This window comes from Streptomyces sp. DH41 (assembly GCF_029813785.1).
GTDB lineage: Bacteria > Actinomycetota > Actinomycetes > Streptomycetales > Streptomycetaceae > Streptomyces.
In genome coordinates, this window is record NZ_JARVKY010000004.1 from 25,504 (window position 1) to 45,176 (window position 19,673).

The following is a 19,673-nucleotide window of genomic DNA, read 5'->3' on the forward strand; positions in this document are numbered from 1 at the left end:
TCAGCGCCAGGCCTGCCGTTCCCGACCGCGGGGGTCGTCGACCTGTGTCCACTCGGCGTCGACGCGCATCGTGGCCCGTCGCTCGTCGTCGTACGGGTCCCAGCCGGGGTCGCCGGTCGTCGCGAACCGGACCCAGGTCCCGTGCATACGGGCGGCGAGATCCGCGGGGGGCTTGTCGGGGCCGAGCAGAGCGGCGGATCCGTGCAGCCGCGGCAGGTGGGCGACATCGAAGACGAAGGGCAGCTCGACCGCGTGGGTGGCGCCGAGCGCGCCGTCCAGGGCGTGGGAGCGCCAGGCGAACTCGTAGGCGTAGGTGCCGGACCCGGGGTGGGCGGCATGCGCGCCGGCCAGCGCCCAGGTACCCGCGCCGAAGAGGGCGTCTCCCATGATGGCGGAGCGCAGCTCGCCGAAGGATGCCTCGGGGCGCGTCTTGCGGTACGTCTCGAGGAGTCGCGCCGGCTGCGGGTGCGAGCGCGCCGCCACGTCGTCGACGTCCCCGGCGGTCGAGGTGGCGTACTTGCCCACCGGGACGAGGTAGAGGTGTCCTTCCTCCGTGTTGGTTCCGATGAGCAGAGGGATGTCGCTGCTCTGACCGGCGGCGACGGATTCGGCGGGCTGGGTGTCGAGGACCAGGCTGAAGGGGCTGAGTCCGATCAGCGGGTCGTGATGCGTCTCGGTCCGCAGGCCGATGCCCGCGAGCCGGGAGGCGGCCTCGACCAGACGGTCGTCGGTGATGTCCGCGAAAGCCCCGGCCTCGGGTTCGACGCCCAGGGTTTCGGCCGCCGCCCTGGTGACGCGGGCCGCCTGCTCGGTGGTGAACGCTCCCAGTCCGCTGCCGCTCTGGACGATCGCCCGGCGAAAGAGGCCGGCGGCTTCCGGGGCGGCGAGGACGCCGCCGACGATGGTCGCCCCGGCGGATTGACCGAAGAGGGTGACGTTGTGCGGGTCACCGCCGAATGCGGCGATGTTCTGCCGCACCCAGCGCAGCGCGGCGACGACGTCGAGCAGCCCGCGGTTGGCGGGCGCGCCGGGGAGGTCGAGGAACCCCGCGATACCGAGCCGGTAGTTGACGGTGACGAGGACGACGCCGTCGCGGGCGAAGGCGGAGCCGTCGTACAGCGCGGACCGTGTCGATCCGGCGACGAATCCGCCGCCGTGCACGAAGACCATGACGGGCAGGCCACCGTCAGCGGTGGCGGGCTGCCAGACGTTGGCGGTGAGATAGTCCTCGCCGCGGCTCCAGCCGGTGCCGAAGTAGGGGGACATGTCGACGCTGCCGAGCTTCCGCTCGGACTGCGGCGCGTTGGGTCCCGGCACGGTGGCGTCCCGTACGCCGTCCCACGGCTCGTGCGGCTGGGGTGGTGCGAATCGGCCGGCGCCACGGGGCGGGGCGGCGTAGGGAATGTTGAGGAAAGCGGCCGTGTCGCCCTGACGCAGACCGCGGACGGCTCCCTGCGCCGTGGTCACGATGGGCTCGAGGTGGTGGTGGCTCATGTCTCGTGTCTTTCCGCAGGGCTCAGGCCTGCTCGGTGTACGGGGCGAAGGGCGCCCAGCCCTTGATGGCGAACTTGTCTCCCTCGCGCGCCACTTCGGCGGCGCCGTGTCCGCCCAGGTGTGCGGGGATCACGAGTGCGTTGTTGTCCGCCGCCCAGCCCAGCACCTTGCGACGGGTGGCGCGGGCACCCGCGGGGTCCTCGCAGAAGCAGCTGTTGGAGTCGGGCTCGAGGATCTGCACGGGGTTGTGCAGCAGGTCCCCGACGAACACCGCGCGGTCCGTCCCGGAGGTGAGGGTCAGTACGGAGGAGCCGGGAGTGTGTCCGGGGGCCGCGTCGAGGCGGAGGCCGGCGTCGATCCGGTGGCTGCCTTCCCACAGCGACGTCTGGCCGGCCTGGTGCACCGGCGCCACACTGTCCTCGAAGACATTCTGGTTGCCGCGGCCGAGCAGTGGCTTGTGGCCGTTCTCTGGGTTCCAGAAATCGAAGTCGTCCTTCGGCATGAGATAGGTGGCGTTGGGAAAAGTGGGCACCCATCGCCGGCCGTTCAGGTATGTGTTCCAGCCGACGTGATCGATGTGGAGATGCGTGTTGATCACGATGTCGACGTCCTCGGGCTGGACGCCGGCGCGCGCGAGATTGGCCAGGAAACCCGTCTCGAGACGGTTCCAGACCGGCGCGTAGGGGCGGTCCTTGTGGTTGCCCACGCCGGTGTCGACGAGGATGGTCTTGCCTTCGCTGCGCAGCAGCCAGGTCTGGATCGCGGAATTGACGATATTGGTATCGGCGTCGAGGAAATGCGAGCTCAGCCAGGAGGCGCCACTGTTCCACACTTCCTTCGGGCTTTCGGGGAAGAACTGGTCGGGCGTCATTTCGACGGAACCGAAGTACTCCCACACTCGTGTGATGGTGACGTCGCCGAGCGTGATCTGTTCCATGGGCCATCCTCAGGAGGCGGAGATTTCCCTGAAACCGTACGAGCGGCCTCGGCGCGCGCGGTATCCGTAACATGACTGCACCTGTGCGCCCGGCCCGGGCACTGGACCATGCCGCTTGTAGCCTGGATGGGCCGGCGCAAGGCGGCTCCGATCGACAGCCGCGATTCCTGGAGACTCCGTGGACAAGCACACAACCGGCCGAGGTGCGGTCATGGGGCCGGGGCCGGATCCGGCGGAGCTCATCGTCGGCCGGGACGCGGAATTGGCTCGCCTCCTTCGCGCGGTGGACCCGATGGCGGCCGACCCGGCGGTGGTGCTGGTCGGCGACGCGGGCACGGGCAAGAGCGCACTGCTGGAGCACGTGGCGCGCCGGGCCGAAGCCCGCGGTGCTCGCGTGCTGCGTGCCGAGGGCAGCGAGTCGGAATCGAGCCTGGCGTTCTCCGCACTGCATCAGTTGCTGCGGCCGGTGCCGGCCGAGGTGGAGGGGCTGCCGGGGAGACAGCGCGAGGCGCTGAAGGACGCCTTCGGCGAGGGGGCGGGCACGTCGGCACCCGATCTCATGCTGGTCGCGGTCGCCGTCCTGAGCCTGTTGTCGGGCCTGGCCGACCACCATCCGGTGCTCGTGGTGCTGGACGACGCGCAGTGGCTCGATCGTGCTTCCCTGGACGCGCTGTCCTTCGCCGCCAGACGGCTGGCGGGTGAACCGGTCACGATGCTGATCGGGACCCGTGGCGGCGATCGCCTTCCGGGATTCGACCGTCATGTGCCGGTACTCCCCCTGGAACCGCTCGACAACGCCGCGGCCAGTCAACTGCTGGACCTGCAGCCCAAGAGCCCCACTGGCCACATCAGGTCGCGGATCCTCGACCAGGCAGGCGGCAACCCGCTGGCGCTGGTGGAACTGGCGAGGACGGCCTCAGCCCAGGACACGGCCGCGGGGGCGCCGTCCGCGGGTCCGCTTCCGCTCACCGATCGCCTGGAGCGGATCTTCGCCGCCCGCCTGGACAACCTCCCCGCCTCCACCGCGCGGGCTCTGCTGCTCCTGGCGGCCATGGACAGCGCCGACTCCTCGCTCGCCGACTCGGCGAGGCTGCCGCGCGCCGAGGACGCGGCCTGGCTGCCGGCCGAGCGGGCCGGGCTGGTCAGGCGGACCGGCCGCGACGTCCGGTTTCGCCACCCACTGGTCCGGTCCGCCGTGTATCACGCCGCCTCCTTGGGTGCCCAGCGCGAGGCTCACCTGGCGCTCGCCAAGATGTTGCGGGACGAACCGGACCGGAGTGCCTGGCATCTCGCGGCCGCGTGCCCGCGTCCGGACGCGGCCGTGTCGGCGGAGCTGGAGCGGACCGCCGGACGCGCCCGCCGCCGCGGCGGCCACGCGGCGGCGGCCCGGGCCCTGCGGCGCGCCGCGGAACTCGCCCCGCAGCGCGAGGACAGTGCCCGGCTGCTGGTCGAAGCCGCCGCGGCGGCCGTGTTCACCGGAGACATCGCCTGGGTGGAGGAGCTGGTCGCCGCGGCGCGCACGCGTACGGACGACGCGACCCTGCTGGCCTCCGCGGCCGTACAGGCGGGACGGCTGGCGGTCCTGACCGTGCGCCACAGCGTGGTCTTCTCCCGGCTGGCCGACGCGGCCGAGGAGTTGGCGGCCACCCAGCCGGCGGCCGGGCTGGACCTCGTGGCCGGCGCCGCCGTGGTCCGCTTCTACTCCGGGCAGGACACACAGCGCCACCGTGTCCAGGACATCCTGCGGCGCCTTCCCGCGAACACCTCGTACGCGGGCTTGCCCACATGGGTGAGGGCGGTGTCGGACCCTTTCGACGACCGGGCCCAGCTCGTCTCCCTCCTACCGCGGTTGGCCGCCGAGGCGGAGGGCCGGCCGGAACGGCTCACCGCCGTCGGCATCATGGCGTGGCTCCTGGACGAGACTCCACGGGCCGTCCGCGCCTTCGACGAGGCCTTCGACCGCTGGGGGCTGCAGGGAGCGCTGCCCGAGGGGCTGGGGGGCGCTGTCGCCTGGGCCTACGTGGAGCGAGGACGGTGGGAACAGGCCCGTGAGGCGTGCGCCCGCACCACGGCGGTCGGCCGGGTGGCCGGCCTCGACCACGCCGTGGCCTGTGCGGCCACCGTGGACGCCACCGTGCTGGCCTTCCTCGGCGACGTGTCCTCGGCCCGGGCCCGGGCCGAGGACGCGCTCGCTCTGATCGATCCGCTGGAAAGCCGCTCGGTGGCCGTCTATGCCCATCGTGCGCTCGGCGCGGCGGCAGCCGCGGAAGGCGACTACGAGACCGCGTACGGCCAACTCCGCATGGTCTTCACGGCAGACGGCGCGCCCGTGCACTACCACGCCTCCTACCCGGCCCTCGCGGACCTGGCCGCCGCCGCTGTGCGCTGCGGCCGCCACGAGGAGGCTGTCGCGATCGTCGAGCGCTCGGCGGGCGCGCTGGCGGACAACGCTTCGCCTCGTCTGCGTGCGCTGATCAGCCGAGCCCGTGGCCTCCTGGCGGACCCCGGGAACGCCGAACCGCACTTCCGGGCGGCTCTCGCGGATCCGGTACTGGAGTACTGGCCCTTCGAACGTGCGCAGACCCTGCTCGACCTCGCCGAGTGGCTGCGGCGCCGTCGGCGCGTCGCAGAGGCGCGTGCGCCGCTCACACAGGCCCTGGAGATCTTCCGGCGTCTGGGGGCGCGCCCGTGGATCGAGCGTGCCCGGGTCGAATCGCGCGCAGCCGGCCTCGACGTCACGGACACCGTCCCCGACGCGGTCGCCGAACTCTCCCCGCAGCAGCGGCAGATCGTGCGGCTCGCCGCCCGCGGGCTGACCAACCGTGAGATCGGAGAGAAGCTCTTCCTCTCGCCGCGCACGGTCAGCTCGCACCTCTACCGCAGCTTTCCCAAGCTGGGCATCACAGCCCGTTCCCAGCTGCGCGACCTCATCGAGGGACCCCTCGCCACGGCGGCCCACCGGGGATAGGGGCGAGGCCGCGGAATCCCGCGAGGTGGCCCCTTCCGTCTGTACTCCGATGCCCCCTTCTTCTCCCAAGGTCACGCCTTGCGGGGACGCAGGCCCGTAGCCCACCGGGGCGCGGGGAACGGCTTCACTCGTGCGGGAGCGGTCCTCTGCCGCGCTTGTGGCCGGCGGCTTCACAGCGGTGGTCACTCCGTCGGCGAGCCGCCCGCGCGGGCTTCCGATCTGGAGCCCTGCCCGGAGACCCTGGACCTGCTTCGGGTGCGCACAGCCGGGCTGGACGAGCAGATCGACACGCTCGTCCGGTCCCGCCAACCCTGCGTGAGTACCTGGCGGCCACGGAGCGACGGGTGGCCGGCCAGGTGGTTCGTCCGGATCAGTCGGTCGCTGGTCCGGGTGGATCGTTGACACTGCTTCCAGTCGGGCCGTCCGGTCGCTGCTCGACCTATCGGGGTGAACCGCTCGTCGCTTCGCCTGAAAACGTGTCCGCCCTGGCTGTGTCCACCGCGGTGAACCGCTCGGCGGCCGCCCAGAGCTCGCCCTCGCGCTGCGGGTCGTAGGACTCCTGCGACGAGCGGTCCGCACGATCGCGGTCGACGTAGGAACCGGTCGGCGCATGGGTCGTGCCGAGGACGACGTCGGCGAGGTAGCGGCCCGCGGCACTGCGGCTGGTGGCGAACGGGGTGAGGGTCATCACCGGCATGATCCGGCGCATCGCGAACCGGGAGACCGGTCCTGCGTTGCGGGCGAGACCGGTGCCGGGGACGAAACCCGGGTTGTAGGCGACGGCGTCGATCCCGGCCGGCAGCCGGCGCGCGTACTCGTGAACCAGGTAGATCGCGGCCAGCTTGCTCGTCGAGTACGCGGTACGCCCGCCGGCCGCGGTTTCCGGCTTGGGGAAGGCGCCCGTGCGGGCGAGGACGTCCGGGGACCTCCAGGCGGGACCGGGCACCATGCCCATGTTGTGCTTGAAGTCGCCGAAGTGGGTGTCGCTGGCGGTGATCACGATCCGGGCGGGAGCGGTGAAGCGGTCCTGGAGCAGTCGGACGAACAGGTGGTTGGCGAGCACGTTGACGGCGAAGGTGGCCTCGAACCCGTCGGGTCCCTCGGTCAGCGCGTTCGTGTACTGCATGCCGGCGTTGCCCACGAAGCCGCGCAGCGGCGGCAGGTCACCACGGTCGAGCCGGCCGCGGATCTCGCCGGCAGCCGAGCGGACAGTGGCCAGTGAGCCGAGGTCCGCCGAGACGTGCGAGACCGTGTATCCGCCCGCGTCGAGCTCCGCGGCGAGCCGCGCCCCGGAGGAGTCACGGGCCACGACCAGGAGGTGCGCGTCCGGCGACCGGCGCAGGATCTGCTCCGCGGCGACGCGGCCGATCCCGCGGCTCGCGCCCGTCATCACGATGGTGTGCTTCATGGAAGGCTCCTCAACTGGCTGAACGGTGGCGCCCGGCTCGGGCGCATCTCCACGTTCGCCGGTGGCACCACGGCCAACCAGTGCAGTCGCCGTCACTAGGACTGTCAGTACCCAGGCTCGTCCGGCGCCGCGCGGCGAGAATGGACCCATGGCTTCCTCCCGATCCGATTTCGCCGCACTCCTGCGCGCCTGGCGCGACCGGCTGTCCCCGGCCGACGCCGGCTTCAAGATGACGGACGGCCGTCGTGCCCCAGGGCTGCGCCGCGAGGAGCTCGCCCAGTTGGCCGGGCTCTCCGTCGACTACGTCCTGCGCCTGGAACAGGGACGCGCGAAGAACCCCTCGGCCCAGGTCGTCGGCGCCCTCGCCCGGGCCCTTCAGCTCTCGCGCGCCGAGCGTGACCAGCTGTACCGGAGCGCCGGGCTCCTTCCGCCCCAGGACGGGACGGTCAGCACCCATGTACCCCCGGGCATCCAACGGCTCGCCGCACGCCTGGGCGACGTACCGATCGGAGTGTTCACCGCCGACTGGACCCTGGTGTGGTGGAACACCACGTGGAACGCCCTGCACGGCGACCCCGCCGTCCTCCCGACCGCCGAACGGAACCTCGCGCGTGCGCTCTTCGGCAACGGCGCCGCACACGCCTCGATGCTTCCCGTCCGATCCGAGCGCGGACAGGACGCCTTCGCGGAGTCGATCGTCGCCGATCTCAAGGACGCCGTGTCCCGGTACCCCAGGGACGCCCAGCTCGATCGTCTCGTGCGGGAACTGCGAGAAACATCCGATGAGTTCGCCCATCACTGGGCCGCACAGACGGCCGCCGCCCAGCACACGACGGACCGCAAGACGATCCGGCACCCGGAGATCGGCGACATCCTGCTGGACTGCGACGTCCTCGTCGTCCCCGGCGCGGACCTGCGCATGGTCACCTACACGGCAGCGGCCGGAAGCAGCGAGGCGGGAAAACTGGACCTTCTTCGCGTCACAGGTGGCCGTACTGCCACCGCGCTCCCCTGACCGGCGGCTGCCGGGCGGGTGGTCATGCTGGAGGGTCGGACCTCACCCGGGGCAGCCTGCGACGGGCCTGCCCACGCCGTAGCGGGTGGCTGGGTGCGCGGCTGGATGCCCTCTTCGGGAATCGGCCGGTGCCGGTTCGTCGAGGAGGGGCCGCGGGAGGACGCGCGCCACCTTGGATTGCGTATCCGTCGAATGTTTCGTCCGTCCGGCGCGAACCGCCCCACCATGGGGCGCGAGTGGGTGACCCTTCGCTTCGCGGAGCGGGACCAGGACACGAGACACGGAGGACAGCACTATGCAATTGCCCCGGACCCAACTGAAACCTCGAAAGCTGGTGGGACTCGTCGCGGGGGCGGGTCTGCTGCTCACCACTCTGCTGGGCGCCGCGCCGGTGCAGGCGGCCGACTCGGCCTCCCCCGCGGTCGGCTCGACCGAGCAGCGGGTGGGCGCACACGCGGAAGCGGGGGTGCTGGCGAACTCGCCGGGGATCTCGCCGGCCGCCGAACGCGTTCGGTACGTGTCCGGCAACAATTACAGTTGCCCGACCGGACGGCTGTGTGCCCGCGTGTGGGATCCGACCCGCAACACGTACAAGGTGTTCGACCTGTACTACTGCAAGACCTACTCGCTGTCCTACTGGGGCGGCCGCGGTGGTTTCTACAACTACCAGACCGATGGCACGGCGGCCAAGTTCTACAACTCGAGGGGTGCAGTCGTCCACACCTCGATCGCGCGCAGCACAGCCAACTCGGGGTGGAACTGGGACCCGATCTGGAAGATCAAGAACTGCTGACCCGCACGCCGCACCGCACAGCGCCCGCCTCACGGCCGTACGTCGGCCGGAGTCGGGCGCTTCCGCACGACTCGCCGCACCTTCTCGCGTCCTCACACCGCCCTACTTCCCGTTCAGCAAGGCCTCCCCCAACCTCGTCCGCCGATGCAGCACCCGGTGCCCGTCCCGGACCGAACCGACCAGCCCCGCCTCTCGCAGCACCGTGGCATGGCGGCTGGCGTTGGCCGGGGAGAGGTGGAGGGCGGCGGCGATGCCGCTGGTGGACATCGGGCGGTCGAGCAGCTCCAGCACTCGGGCCCGGGTGGGGCCCAGGAGCCGGTACAGACGCTCCACAGAGCCCGGGCCGGGTGCGCCGCCGGGCCCGGGCAACGTCAGGCAGCCCGGCGCGAGCGGAACCGGGTACACCAGTACGGGAGAGAGTTCGGGTGCGGCAAGAGTGACAGGCTGCCGGCTGCAGAAGAAGGACGGGATCAGAGTCAGCGGACGGCCGTTCAGCTCCAAGCCCCGGTCGAAGGGGTATCCGCATTCGAGCCGGCCGTCCCGCCATGACAGCAGCTCCGGCTGGTAGCTGCTCAGCAGCCCCTCCGCTCCTGCGGCCAGCGCCGAGTCGGCGCGTTTGGCCAAATCCGCGCCGACGGCCCGGTCGATGATCGTCTTGTACGGCGCCACAGCCACCGCGTGATAGGCGCGCACCGCCGTCCCCAGCCGGTGCAGCGCCTCGCTCCCGCCCTCGGCCAGCCGTCGGGCGCCCGGCGGCATCGGTCGGTCCGGGTAGAGCCGGGCGAGTTCGCGTCGTAAGCGTCTGCGGGGTGTGGAGAGCACCGCGTCCAGTCCGGTGTCCGGGTCAGGGGTGCCGGGACCGGGGGTGAGGAAGTCCGGGAAGTAGGAGGCGAACGGGCTCACCTCCATGAGCGCCCGGGTCATCCGGTTCAGCCCCGCTCGCGCCAGCCCCTCACGTACCTGCCTCCGCCAGGGATCGAAGACCAGGGCCGCGTGCCGGTTCTGGAGAAGCTGCAGGCTGAGCACCACCTCCCACATGAAGTCACTGCCCGCCGCCACCCGCAGCCGGTTGAGATCGTCCGCGCCGAAACCGATACGAAGCATGTCCCCCACACTCCTGTGATACGTCCGCCGCCGTGACACACCGTTGGGGCAGACGGGCGGGCGATGACGGACGGTTCCGGGGTGGGGAGAGTTGTCCGAATAGCGGCGGGCATCGAGTCCCCCCTGCGCCTCGTACTCCAGCCGCAGATCGTTGCGTGCCCTTGCTCGTGGGTCGGCTTCGGGAAGGTCGCGTCCATCGCTGACGATCGGCGTGCGAAGACCAACGACCCTGTGGTGGCCGCAGGTCACGACGTGGACCCGCTCGCCGGCAGCAAGCGTTCGAGGGCCTGATGAGCCGGATAACCGGTCGGTTCGCCCGGGTTGGCGCCTCATGCTCTGCGCCGACGGCGCACGGACAGCCCGCCCTCTCCGAACCCGGGGAATCGCGTCGCATCGGCCGGCCCCGGAGGTCCGCCCCGGTGGCGTCCGGCGTCAGCGCGAACATGCTGGTTACTTCGGGGTAGGCACACGGCGGCTCTTGTTATACAGTTCGTCAGCAACATGCTGTTACCGCAAGTAATAGCTGTGAAGGACGAGGCACTTCCCCGATTCGGCTCGAGGAGTCCCAGCATGGCCATCAACATCTCGCGGCCCAAGCCCAGGAGCCGCACAACCGACGCAACCGACCCCGGCGTCGCGCGGCGACTGCTCGACTCCTCCGCGCAACTCTCGTACGACCCGCTCACCGAGGTCGACTGGGAGACGCCGCTCGACGAGAACTACCACGGCGCCAGTCCGGAGTGGAGCACCCTGTACGGGACGGCGTACTGGAACGAGATGACCGATGCGCAGCGCAAGGCGCTGACACGGCAGGAGGCCGCGTCGGTGGCGAGCACCGGCATCTGGTTCGAGATGATCCTGCAGCAGATGGTGCTTCGGGACATCTACGCGAAGGACCCGACCAGTGACACCTTCCAGTGGGCGCTCACCGAGATCGCCGACGAGTGCCGCCACTCGATCATGTTCGCTCGCGGCGCGGAGAAGCTCCAGGCACCGGCCTACCGTCCGCACCGGGTAGCGGTCGAACTCGGCCGGTTTTTCAAGACCGTCGCGTACGGCGAGGCGGCGTACGCGGCGATCCTGGTCGCCGAGGAGGTCCTCGACGTCATGCAGCGCGACTGGATGCGCGATGAACGGGTCGTGCCGTTCGTCCGCACCATCAACAACATCCATGTCGTCGAGGAATCACGGCACATGCAGTTCGCCCGCGACGAGACGCGCAGGCACCTCGCGCGTGCCGGACGGACGCGCCGCCGGATCCAGTCGCTCCTGATCGCCGTGGCGGCCTACGTCATCGTCACCAGCATGGTGAACCGGAAGGTCTACGCGAACGCCGGGCTGGACGAGGAGCGTGCCGTCCGCGAGGCCAAGGCCAACGAACACCACAAGTCGATGATGCGCTCGAGTTGCTCCGGCCTGATGGAGTACCTGACGTCGGTGGGTCTGCTCACCAAGCCCGCGCTGTTCTTCTACCAGCGCGCCAACCTGATCTGACGACCTGGAGCCGAGCGGACGACATGGCCTTCGCGATCACCCAGACCTGCTGCAACGACGCGACCTGCGTGTCCGTCTGCCCGGTCAACTGCATACGTCCCACTCCCGGGGAACAGGCCTTCGGCAGCACGGAGATGCTGCACATCGACCCGGCGACCTGCATCGACTGCGGCGCATGCTCCGACGCCTGCCCGGTGGATGCCATCTTCCCGGTCAGCAGCCTGACCGTCGGCCAGCGGGAGTACGCCGACATCAACGCGGCCTACTTCGAGCGGGCCGAGGAGGAGTCGCAGGCGGGGGCGCAGGGAACACGCGACTTCGGACCGAACTTCCACGCCTGGGGGGAGCCGACCTTCGACCGGGTCCTGCCGTCGGACTTCGGACCGCTACGGGTCGCGATCGTCGGCACGGGGCCGGCGGGCATGTACGCCGCCGAGGACCTCCTGCTGCACACCCGGGCCCAGGTGACGCTCATCGACCGGCTGCCGTTCGCCGGTGGCCTCATTCGCTACGGCGTCGCCCCGGACCATCCGGCGACGAAGAAGATCGGCGACAGCTTCGCCCGCTTCCACACGCACCCGCGTGTGCGCCTGCGCCTCGGCCTCGAGGTGGGCGCGGACATCACGGCCGAAGAACTCGCCGCACACCACGACGCGGTGATCTACGCAGTGGGCGCCGCCACCGACCGGCGGCTCGGCATACCCGGCGAGAAGTCGACGGGGAGCCTCTCCGCGACCACTTTCGTCGCCTGGTACAACGCACACCCGGAAGTCGCGCCGGACGCCGTCGACCTCTCGACCGGGCGTGTCGTCGTGGTCGGCAACGGCAACGTCGCCCTCGACGTCGCCCGCGTCCTGGTCTCCGCCCCGGAGACGCTGGCCGACACCGGGATCGCGCGCCACGCGTTGGCGGAACTGCGCCGCAGCAAGGTGCGCGAGGTGGTGCTGCTCGGACGCCGGGGGCCCGAGGACTCAGCGTGCACCCGGTCCGAACTGCTCGCTCTGCGGCACCTTCCCGAGGTGGACCTGATCGTCGACGACCACGATCCGCGCATCGGAGCGGTGATCGACGCCGCCGGCTCGAAGGACAAGGCGGGGGTCCTGCGGGGCGTTGCGCGGGAGGCAGTCGACTGGTCCGTGCCCCCGGACCCGGCAGGGCGGCGGCGCATCGTGTTCCGGTTCCTGTCCAGGCCCGTGGAAGTGTGCGGGGACGAGCATGTGCGTGCCGTGCGCGTCTCTCACGGGGCGGGAGAGCTGGACATCCCGACCGGGATGATGCTGCGGGCGATCGGCTACCGGGGAACGCCCCAGGCCGGACTGCCGTTCGACGAGGCGACGGGAACCGTTCCGCATGAGCAGGGCCGGGTGACCGGCAGTGCGGGGACCTATGTCGTGGGGTGGATCAAACGAGGTCCCTCGGGAGGCATCGGTGCCAACCGCGCCTGCGCGGAAGAGACGGTCGGCACCCTGCTGGCCGACGCCGTCGCGGGCGCACTCCCCACGCCGACCGGCTCCGCGAGGGCATTCCCCCGCCTCGCACGGCGCCGTCGCCGCTGACCGCCCCCTGGGCGGCTGGCCGCCTTTCGTTCGATCACCGCTGTCCCGGGCGCTGTCAGGCTGCGCCCTTCCGTCCTTCTCCGTGAATACCGGCCAGCTTTGGGTGCCCAGGCTGACGGCAGGACAGTGATGAGGCCGGCGGCCGACGACGCAACTGTGCGAGTGCGCCGCCCGGCCACTACGGGAGCAGCTCCAGGCTGATGTGCGGGGACAGCGCACGGAGGAAGTCCGCCGCGTCGAACACCTCGCCGGCGGAGACGACTCCGACCGCGGCGGTCCGACCGTCGAGGACGCGGCCGAGCGCTTCCGCCACCAGCGGCGCGGTGACGGCGTAGATGTCCTGCCCCCGGGCGACCGCACGTCGTTCGGTCGCCCCCGCGCGCACCAGTACGTCGACGAGGAAGGTCTGGGCGGAGCGCCCGCGCTCGTCCACCACGGCCGGCGCCGGCGTCTGTGGAGCGGCGATGTCCCGGGCCGCCCCGACCGTCATGTAGGTGCGAACTTCGGGGATGGCCAGGTGGCTCGGGATGGTCACGACGTCGGCCATCGTGAACTCCGCGATCACGGGGCGCCGGCCGAGGGGCTCGGGGAAGGTCCAGTCCTCGGTCGCGGTGGCGTCGCTCGTGTACCGCAACCGTCCGCCGGTGTAGCGGACCCGCCGGCCCTCGCGCCGCTGCCGTGAGACGGCGCCGGCCGTGCGTGTCCCAGCGGTGGGGTGCCAGTTGCTCAGGCCGTAGGCGACGTGCGCCTCGTCGGCCACCGTCCGGTCCCCCATCGCGGCGGTGGCCAGCAGGTCGCCGAGTCCGCCGAAGAAGGCCATCGCCGGGACGATCACCGTCCCGGCTCCCCGGGCCCGGTCGGCGAAGTGGGCGAAGGTGTCGACGTTGGCCTCGATCTCGGCCGCCACGTCCAGATACGGGATCCCTGCCCGCAGGGCCGCCTCGATCACCGGTGCGGCCGTCACGGCGAAGGGGCCGGCGCAGTTGACCACGGCCGCCGTCCCGGCCAGCGCACGGTCGAGCGAGGACGGGTCGTCGACCGACGCCGGGCGGGCGTCCAGCCCGGTCTCGTACGCCAGCGCCTTCAGCTTCTCGGCGCCACGACCGGAGAGGACCGGGAGGTACCCACGCTGTCTCAACTCGGCCACCACGAACCGCCCGGTGTGCCCGTACGCGCCGAATACCGCCACTGTCTGTCCCGATCCCATGACTTCTCCCCTGTACTCGCACGCCCCGTCACGCTCCGACAGGAACATCCTCATGTGGACCGGCGCCCACCACTACTGTCCGGAACGCCATGGCCCATACAATTCCGGACATGACCACTGTCGCACTGGCCGCCACCGACGGCATGCTGCACTTCGAGCTGGCCCTGGCGTGCGAGGTCTTCGGGACCGACCTGGCGGACGTGGTGAAGCCCTGGTACCGCCTCTCCGTCTGTGGCCCGGGCACCGTACGGGTCGGCCGTTTCGGGCTGGAGCCCGATGCTGGGCTCGACCACCTCACGTACGCCGACACGGTGGTCGTCCCGGGCTGGGCCGACATCGACCGGGATCCGCCGGCCGAACTGGTCGATGCGGTGCGCGAGGCCCACGAGGCCGGCGCGCGCGTGGTCTCCCTGTGCACGGGCGCCTTCGTACTGGCCGCCGCCGGCCTGCTGGACGGCAGGCGCGCGACCACGCACTGGGCCCACACCGGGGAGCTGGCCGAGCGCCACCCACGGGTGACGGTGGACCCGGACGTCCTCTACGTGGACGACGGCAGCGTGCTCACCTCCGCCGGCAAGGCGGCGGCCATGGACCTGTGCCTCCATCTCGTCCGCCTCGACCACGGGGCTTCGGTCGCCAACAGGCTCGCCCGCCGGCTGGTCGTGCCACCGCATCGGGACGGCGGTCAGGCGCAGTTCGTGGCCACCCCGGTGCCCGCCCCGGACAATCATCCGCTCGCCGAGCTCTTCCCCTGGGTTCTGCAGCGGCTCGACCACCCGCTCACCGTGGAGGACCTGGCCCGCCGGGCTCGGATGAGCTCGCGCAACCTGGGCCGCCATTTCAGGTCGGCGACCGGGACCACCCCGCTGCGGTGGCTGCTCACCCAACGCATCCGCCACGCACAGGAGTTGCTGGAGACCACCGACGACACCATCGACAGGATCGCGACGGCCACCGGCATGGGCACCGCCACGACGCTGCGCCGGCACTTCCACCGGACGGTCGGTGTACCGCCGGACGCCTACCGCCGCACCTTCCGTTTCCAGACCGGCCCCGCCCCCACCGTCGCCGCCCGCCGCCCCTAGCTGGGCCTACGGCCGTACAGGTCGGGGTGCGACCGCATCGGGACGTCGTGCGTCGGCCACGTCGTGCGAGGGAGGCGGTCCACGAGCTGGAAGGCGAGGCGGCTCACTCCGTCGAGCACGCGAAGTACCGGCCAGTCGGGCTCCTCGGGCGCACTGTGCGCCTGGGGTACTCGCCCATGGGTCCTCCGTACGTCGCGGTGTCCGGTGCCTCGTCCGCGGTCTTGTGGCAGTATCTCCTGGCATGTCACCGTCAGCCGCGTGGTCTGCCATGTCCGGTCGTCGTCTGTTCGTCGTGCTGCTCGTGCTGCTCCTGGCCGTGTGCGCCGGGACCGGTGATGCCGGCGCCGCGGTGGCCGAGTCCCGGACGCCGGCTGCCGCGACGCCCGACCGGGCGGGTTACGACGTGGCCCTGCGCTCCGACGCCGATGGCAGTCACTGGGCCGGGCGGCAGCGGGTGTCCTTCCACAACGCGTCCGACCGCCCCCTGCGTGAGGTGTACCTGCGGCTGTGGGGCAACGGCGAGGACGAGTGCGGCACGCCCGGCGCGCCCTCCCCCGTCACCGTGTCGCACGTCCGCGGTGGCACACCGGACCGTCCCTCCGTGGACTGCACGGCCCTGCGCATCGCCCTGCCGAAGCCGCTCGCGCGCGGGAAGCGGGCGTCCGTCGCCTTCGACGTCTCCATCACCGTGCCCGACCGCAATGCCCGCTTCGGCCGTGAGGACGCCTACCGCTTCCTCGGCAACGCGCTGCCGGTGCTCGCCGTGCACGACTCGAAGGGGTGGCACCTCGACCCGTACGTGGCCGTCGGTGAGAGCTTCTACGCCCTGACGAGCGACTTCCGGGTCCGCCTCGACCACCCGTCGGCCCTGAAGGTGCCGGCGACCGGCCGCACCCGTACCCTCCCCGGCGGCCCCGGGCGTACGGTCACGCTCAGCGTCGCGGACCGGGTGCGGGACTTCGCCTGGGCCGCCGGGCCCTTTCGCACGGCGACGGACACCACGCGCGGCGGCGTGCGGGTGAAGTCGTACTGGGCGCCCGGCACCTCTGCCGAGGGTGTGCGCCTCAGTCGTACGGACGCCGCGGCCGCGATCGACCGGTTCGGCCGGGAGTTCGGCCGCTATCCGTACGGCGAGATCGACCTCGTGATGACCAGCGGTTTCGGCGGCGGCATGGAGTATCCCGGCCTCGTTCTCCTCGGCACGACCGAGGAAGGCAGCGCCGTCGTCCACGAGGTGGCGCACCAGTGGTGGTACGGCGTCGTCGGCAACGACGAGTACGACTCACCTTGGCTGGACGAGAGCTTCGCCCAGTACGCCAACGCCCGCTTCCACGGCTGGGACACCCGCGACTGCTGGTCGGACGTCTACTGGCCCGACGACGGCACCGCACTGACCAACTCGATGGCCTACTGGTCACAGCACCGCGGCGAGTACCACGTCGTGTACACGGCCGGGCCCTGCGCCCTGGCCGACCTCGAACGCGCCCTCGGCGCCGACACCATGGCGCGACTTCTCGAGCGGTACGCCCGGGACCACTGGTACGGCGTCTCCACCACCGCCGACTTCAAGAAGGCCGCCCAGGCCATGACGGACAGGGATCTCGGCCCCTTCTGGGAGGCGCACCGCATCAGGTGACGGCGGGTACCGCGCCGCGGGTCGCGTACGCGGTCTCGACCGCGGGCCGGGACGAGCAGCACAATGGCGGGCATGAACACCGCTCGGGATCTGTTCGCCATCACCCTTGAAGTGCCCTCCGCCCGGCCCATCGCACAAGGAGACGTGTCCTTGGCTCTCGCCGGTGCCGAACTCCTCGACCTTCGCGAGGCACATGCCGTGCGTCTGGACGGTGATCGCGTCATCCCCCTCGGCGAGCACGTCCACGGCACGGACGCGCTCCTCGCACAGGCCGCGGAGCAACTCGGCACGGAGCCGCCGTACGAGACGGTGGAGGACTGGCTCTGGCGCCGGGGCCGCGGACTCGCCGGCGCCTATGCCGACTCCCTCGCCACGCAGGCCGCCGTGGACTCCCACGGCGGCTTCCTGCCCCGCCTCCTTCGCCGCTCCGGCCTCACCCGCTCTCAGGAACCGCCCTCCGCGTCCCGTCCCGAGGCCACCGGTCTTTCGCTGCCGGACGACCCCGTCCTGGCGGCCCTCGCGAGCACACTCGGTATCGGGGAAGGGGTGTCCCCGGAAGCCGTGGACACGTCCGCGACGGAGACCGCGGACGACGTGGAGACCATCCTCGCCGTGGTGAGCGACGCGCTCACGGAGCTCGAGGCCGAACGTCAGCGACGCCAGATCGAGCAGGACGCCTACGACAACGTGTGGCGCGCGACTTGACGGGTCTCGGTCCGGACGCACCCTCCCGTGAAGACCGTTGAGAAGACGCGACTCGTGCGGGCATCCGGCATAGAGTTCCCTCGGCACTGACACGGCGCAGGGGGGAGCACATGAAGGCTGGGACGGTTCCGAACTGGTCGTCAGCACTCGACTCGGTGGTGGTGTACGCGCAGGGCGCCCTGTGCCGGCGGCTCGCCCGCGGCAGCGTGCCCCTCGACGGGCGGGTGCGGGTGACCGGCCTGCCGCGTTCCATGGACCCGGGCTCTCTGCGGGTACGGGTCCTCGACGCCACCGACGCGCGTGTCACCGAGGCCAGGGTCGAGGTCGAGGCCGAGCCGCTCGGCAGCCCCGCTGCCGACGAGCTGCGGCAGGAGGTGGAGCGACTCCTCGACGCCGTACAGGCAGCCCAGGCCCGCCGGAACCGGCAGCAGGGGCTGATCGACGAGGTGGCGGCCCTGCGCCCGGTGCCGCCACCCCGCCAGGCCGAGGATCCGCACCGCCGCACCCCCGTCGACGCCTGGCTGGACCTCGCCGAGTTCGTCGACGACCGGTTGACCGCGCTGCACTCCCGCCTGCGAGCCTCGGAAGAGGAACTGAAGCACGTCGAGCACGCGCTGGACGTGGCCACGGACAGACTCTCCCGCGCCTCCACCGACGCCCCCGCCGCACGCGTCGAGACCACCCTGTGCGCGGCCGTGACCCTCGTGGGCGGCGCCGGCACGGATGTCGGGGTCGAGGTGGAATACGGGGTGCCCGGCGCCGTCTGGGTGCCGGCCTACCGTCTCACCCACCACCAGGGCGGGAGCGACGGGCGGTTGTCGCTGCGGGCGGCGATCGCGCAGCGCACCGGCGAGGACTGGACCGGCGTCCGCGTCTCGCTGGCCACGGCCGATCTGCGGCGGCGCACCGACGTACCCCGGCTCCGTTCCCTCCGCATCGGGCGCGGTCAGCCCGCTCCCGCGCCGTCGGGGTGGCGTGAGCCGCCGCCCGGGCTGGCCGGCCTCTTCGGCGGCTACGACGCGGCGGGACCCCGTCCGGGCGTCGGCAGGTCCGCGGTGACCCTCCCGGCCGCCGGGAGGGACCCGGCCGCCGGGCCCGTCCCGGCCGCCGTGTCGGCCGAAGCGGCTCCTCCGTCCGGTCCCGCCTCGCCCCCGCCCCCTCCCCCGCCGATGACGGGTCATGGTGCGCCCTTCTCCGTCCTTCCGCCGCCCGGCGGAGCGGCGGCGGGACCGGTGCCCGCCTCGTTCGGCGGCTCGGCACCCGGTCGTCCCTCACCACACGCCCGCCGGAAGGACGGCGCTCCCCGTACCGGCGGCGGGCCCGCCGCGCCCCGCCCTGTGGCTCCCGCGGCCCCCGGCCGGGCCGCGCCTCCGCCCGTACCCGGTCCTCCGGCCGCGCCCGTGCCCTCGTCCGCCCCCGTGGCCGGACCGCCACGGCCGAGCGGAGCCGAACTCGACTACGCGGCACTGGTTCTGCACGGCCCTGACTCGGGGCAGGAGCGTCGCGGGCGGCTGTTCCCGGACTCGGCCCCCGACCCGGTGACGGCCGAACACCGTCGACGCGCCGAGACGGTCGCGGCGCTGCCCCTGCCGGAGAACGCCGTACGCCCCCGCGAGTCGGCCGGTTCCTTCGACCACCGTTACGACGCCGCCGCCCGCGCCGACGTCCCGTCGGACGGCACGTGGCACACGATCACCCTCGGCGACGTGGCGGTGGGCCTGCGCACCGAGTACCTGTGTGTCCCGTCGGTGGAGCAGGCGGTCTACACGACGCTGGTGCTCTCCAACGCCACCGACCAGGCGCTGCCGGCGGGTCCGCTGGAGGTCGCGGCCGACGGGGACTTCCTGCTGACCACGTCCCTGCCCACGCTCGCCCCCGGCGGAGTGTGCCACGTGGGGCTCGGTCCCGACGAGGCCGTCCAAGTCGCACGCCGGACCAGCGTGCACGAATCGACCTCAGGGCTGCGCAACAACGTGACCGTGCTCGACCACCGCGTCCACGTGGAACTCGCCAACCGGCTGCCGGTTCCCGTCACCGTGGAGGTGCGCGAGCGAGTACCGGTCACCTCCGAAGCGGACGTCAGGATCGAGGAGAAGGCCGACTGGAAGGCGCCGGCCGGCGGGACCGAGTCCGGGCAACACGCGTCCGGCACCCGGCTGTGGCGAGTCGAACTGCCGGCCCGCGCCACTGCCGCCCTCGACGGCGGCTACGTCATCCGCATCCCGGCCGGCAAGGCCCTGACCGGCGGCAACCGCAGGAGCTGACACCCGC

Annotated in this window: 14 protein-coding genes; 9 read left to right on the forward strand and 5 right to left on the reverse strand. The window is 71.8% G+C overall.

What is annotated here, in order from left to right; all coding sequences use genetic code 11:
* Positions 1–1,494 (reverse strand): carboxylesterase/lipase family protein, encoded by a 1,494-nt coding sequence (locus QC283_RS08840; protein ID WP_279560826.1) that lies wholly within the window; start codon positions 1,492–1,494, stop codon positions 1–3.
* Between the two features lie 22 nt (positions 1,495–1,516).
* Positions 1,517–2,431: an MBL fold metallo-hydrolase gene (locus QC283_RS08845; RefSeq protein WP_279560827.1), complete on the reverse strand. Its 915-nt coding sequence runs from the start codon at positions 2,429–2,431 to the stop codon at positions 1,517–1,519.
* 211 nt (positions 2,432–2,642) lie between these two features.
* On the opposite strand from QC283_RS08845, the gene QC283_RS08850 reads away from it, so the two are divergent.
* A complete protein-coding gene (locus QC283_RS08850) occupies positions 2,643–5,399 on the forward strand; it encodes a helix-turn-helix transcriptional regulator (protein WP_443032581.1) in 2,757 nt (918 codons plus the stop codon).
* 439 nt (positions 5,400–5,838) lie between these two features.
* Here QC283_RS08850 and QC283_RS08855 read toward each other — a convergent pair whose 3' ends face one another.
* Positions 5,839–6,807, reverse strand: coding sequence for an SDR family NAD(P)-dependent oxidoreductase (locus QC283_RS08855; RefSeq protein ID WP_279560829.1), 969 nt, complete (start codon positions 6,805–6,807; stop codon positions 5,839–5,841).
* A gap of 148 nt (positions 6,808–6,955) precedes the next feature.
* On the opposite strand from QC283_RS08855, the gene QC283_RS08860 reads away from it, so the two are divergent.
* Positions 6,956–7,822, forward strand: a complete 867-nt coding sequence (locus QC283_RS08860) for a helix-turn-helix transcriptional regulator (RefSeq protein WP_279560830.1) — start codon at positions 6,956–6,958, stop codon at positions 7,820–7,822.
* Between the two features lie 301 nt (positions 7,823–8,123).
* Entirely contained in the window at positions 8,124–8,615 is a 492-nt protein-coding gene (locus QC283_RS08865) for a hypothetical protein (protein ID WP_279560831.1), read from the forward strand.
* A gap of 102 nt (positions 8,616–8,717) precedes the next feature.
* On the opposite strand, the gene QC283_RS08870 is transcribed toward QC283_RS08865, so the two are convergent.
* Entirely contained in the window at positions 8,718–9,719 is a 1,002-nt protein-coding gene (locus tag QC283_RS08870) for an ArsR/SmtB family transcription factor (protein ID WP_279560832.1), read from the reverse strand.
* 570 nt (positions 9,720–10,289) lie between these two features.
* Here QC283_RS08870 and QC283_RS08875 point away from each other — a divergent pair.
* Positions 10,290–11,213, forward strand: a complete 924-nt coding sequence (locus QC283_RS08875) for an AurF N-oxygenase family protein (RefSeq protein WP_279560833.1) — start codon at positions 10,290–10,292, stop codon at positions 11,211–11,213.
* A 23-nt stretch (positions 11,214–11,236) separates the two neighbouring features.
* Entirely contained in the window at positions 11,237–12,769 is a 1,533-nt protein-coding gene (locus QC283_RS08880) for an FAD-dependent oxidoreductase (protein ID WP_279560834.1), read from the forward strand.
* A gap of 178 nt (positions 12,770–12,947) precedes the next feature.
* On the opposite strand, the gene QC283_RS08885 is transcribed toward QC283_RS08880, so the two are convergent.
* Entirely contained in the window at positions 12,948–13,976 is a 1,029-nt protein-coding gene (locus tag QC283_RS08885; RefSeq protein ID WP_279560835.1) for a saccharopine dehydrogenase NADP-binding domain-containing protein, read from the reverse strand.
* A gap of 110 nt (positions 13,977–14,086) precedes the next feature.
* Between QC283_RS08885 and QC283_RS08890 the strand changes: the two genes are divergently transcribed.
* The 4 genes from QC283_RS08890 to QC283_RS08905 all read left to right on the forward strand — a co-directional run bounded on the left by QC283_RS08890 (position 14,087) and on the right by QC283_RS08905 (position 19,666).
* Positions 14,087–15,061, forward strand: coding sequence for a helix-turn-helix domain-containing protein (locus QC283_RS08890; RefSeq protein WP_279560836.1), 975 nt, complete (start codon positions 14,087–14,089; stop codon positions 15,059–15,061).
* Positions 15,062–15,329: 268 nt separating this feature from the next.
* Entirely contained in the window at positions 15,330–16,697 is a 1,368-nt protein-coding gene (locus QC283_RS08895) for a M1 family metallopeptidase (protein WP_279560837.1), read from the forward strand.
* A gap of 72 nt (positions 16,698–16,769) precedes the next feature.
* Positions 16,770–17,402, forward strand: coding sequence for a GPP34 family phosphoprotein (locus tag QC283_RS08900; protein WP_279560838.1), 633 nt, complete (start codon positions 16,770–16,772; stop codon positions 17,400–17,402).
* Between the two features lie 110 nt (positions 17,403–17,512).
* The gene (locus QC283_RS08905; RefSeq protein ID WP_279560839.1) at positions 17,513–19,666 is read left to right on the forward strand and encodes a DUF4139 domain-containing protein; all 2,154 of its coding nucleotides are present in this window, start codon (positions 17,513–17,515) and stop codon (positions 19,664–19,666) included.
* Positions 19,667–19,673: the final 7 nt, after the last annotated feature.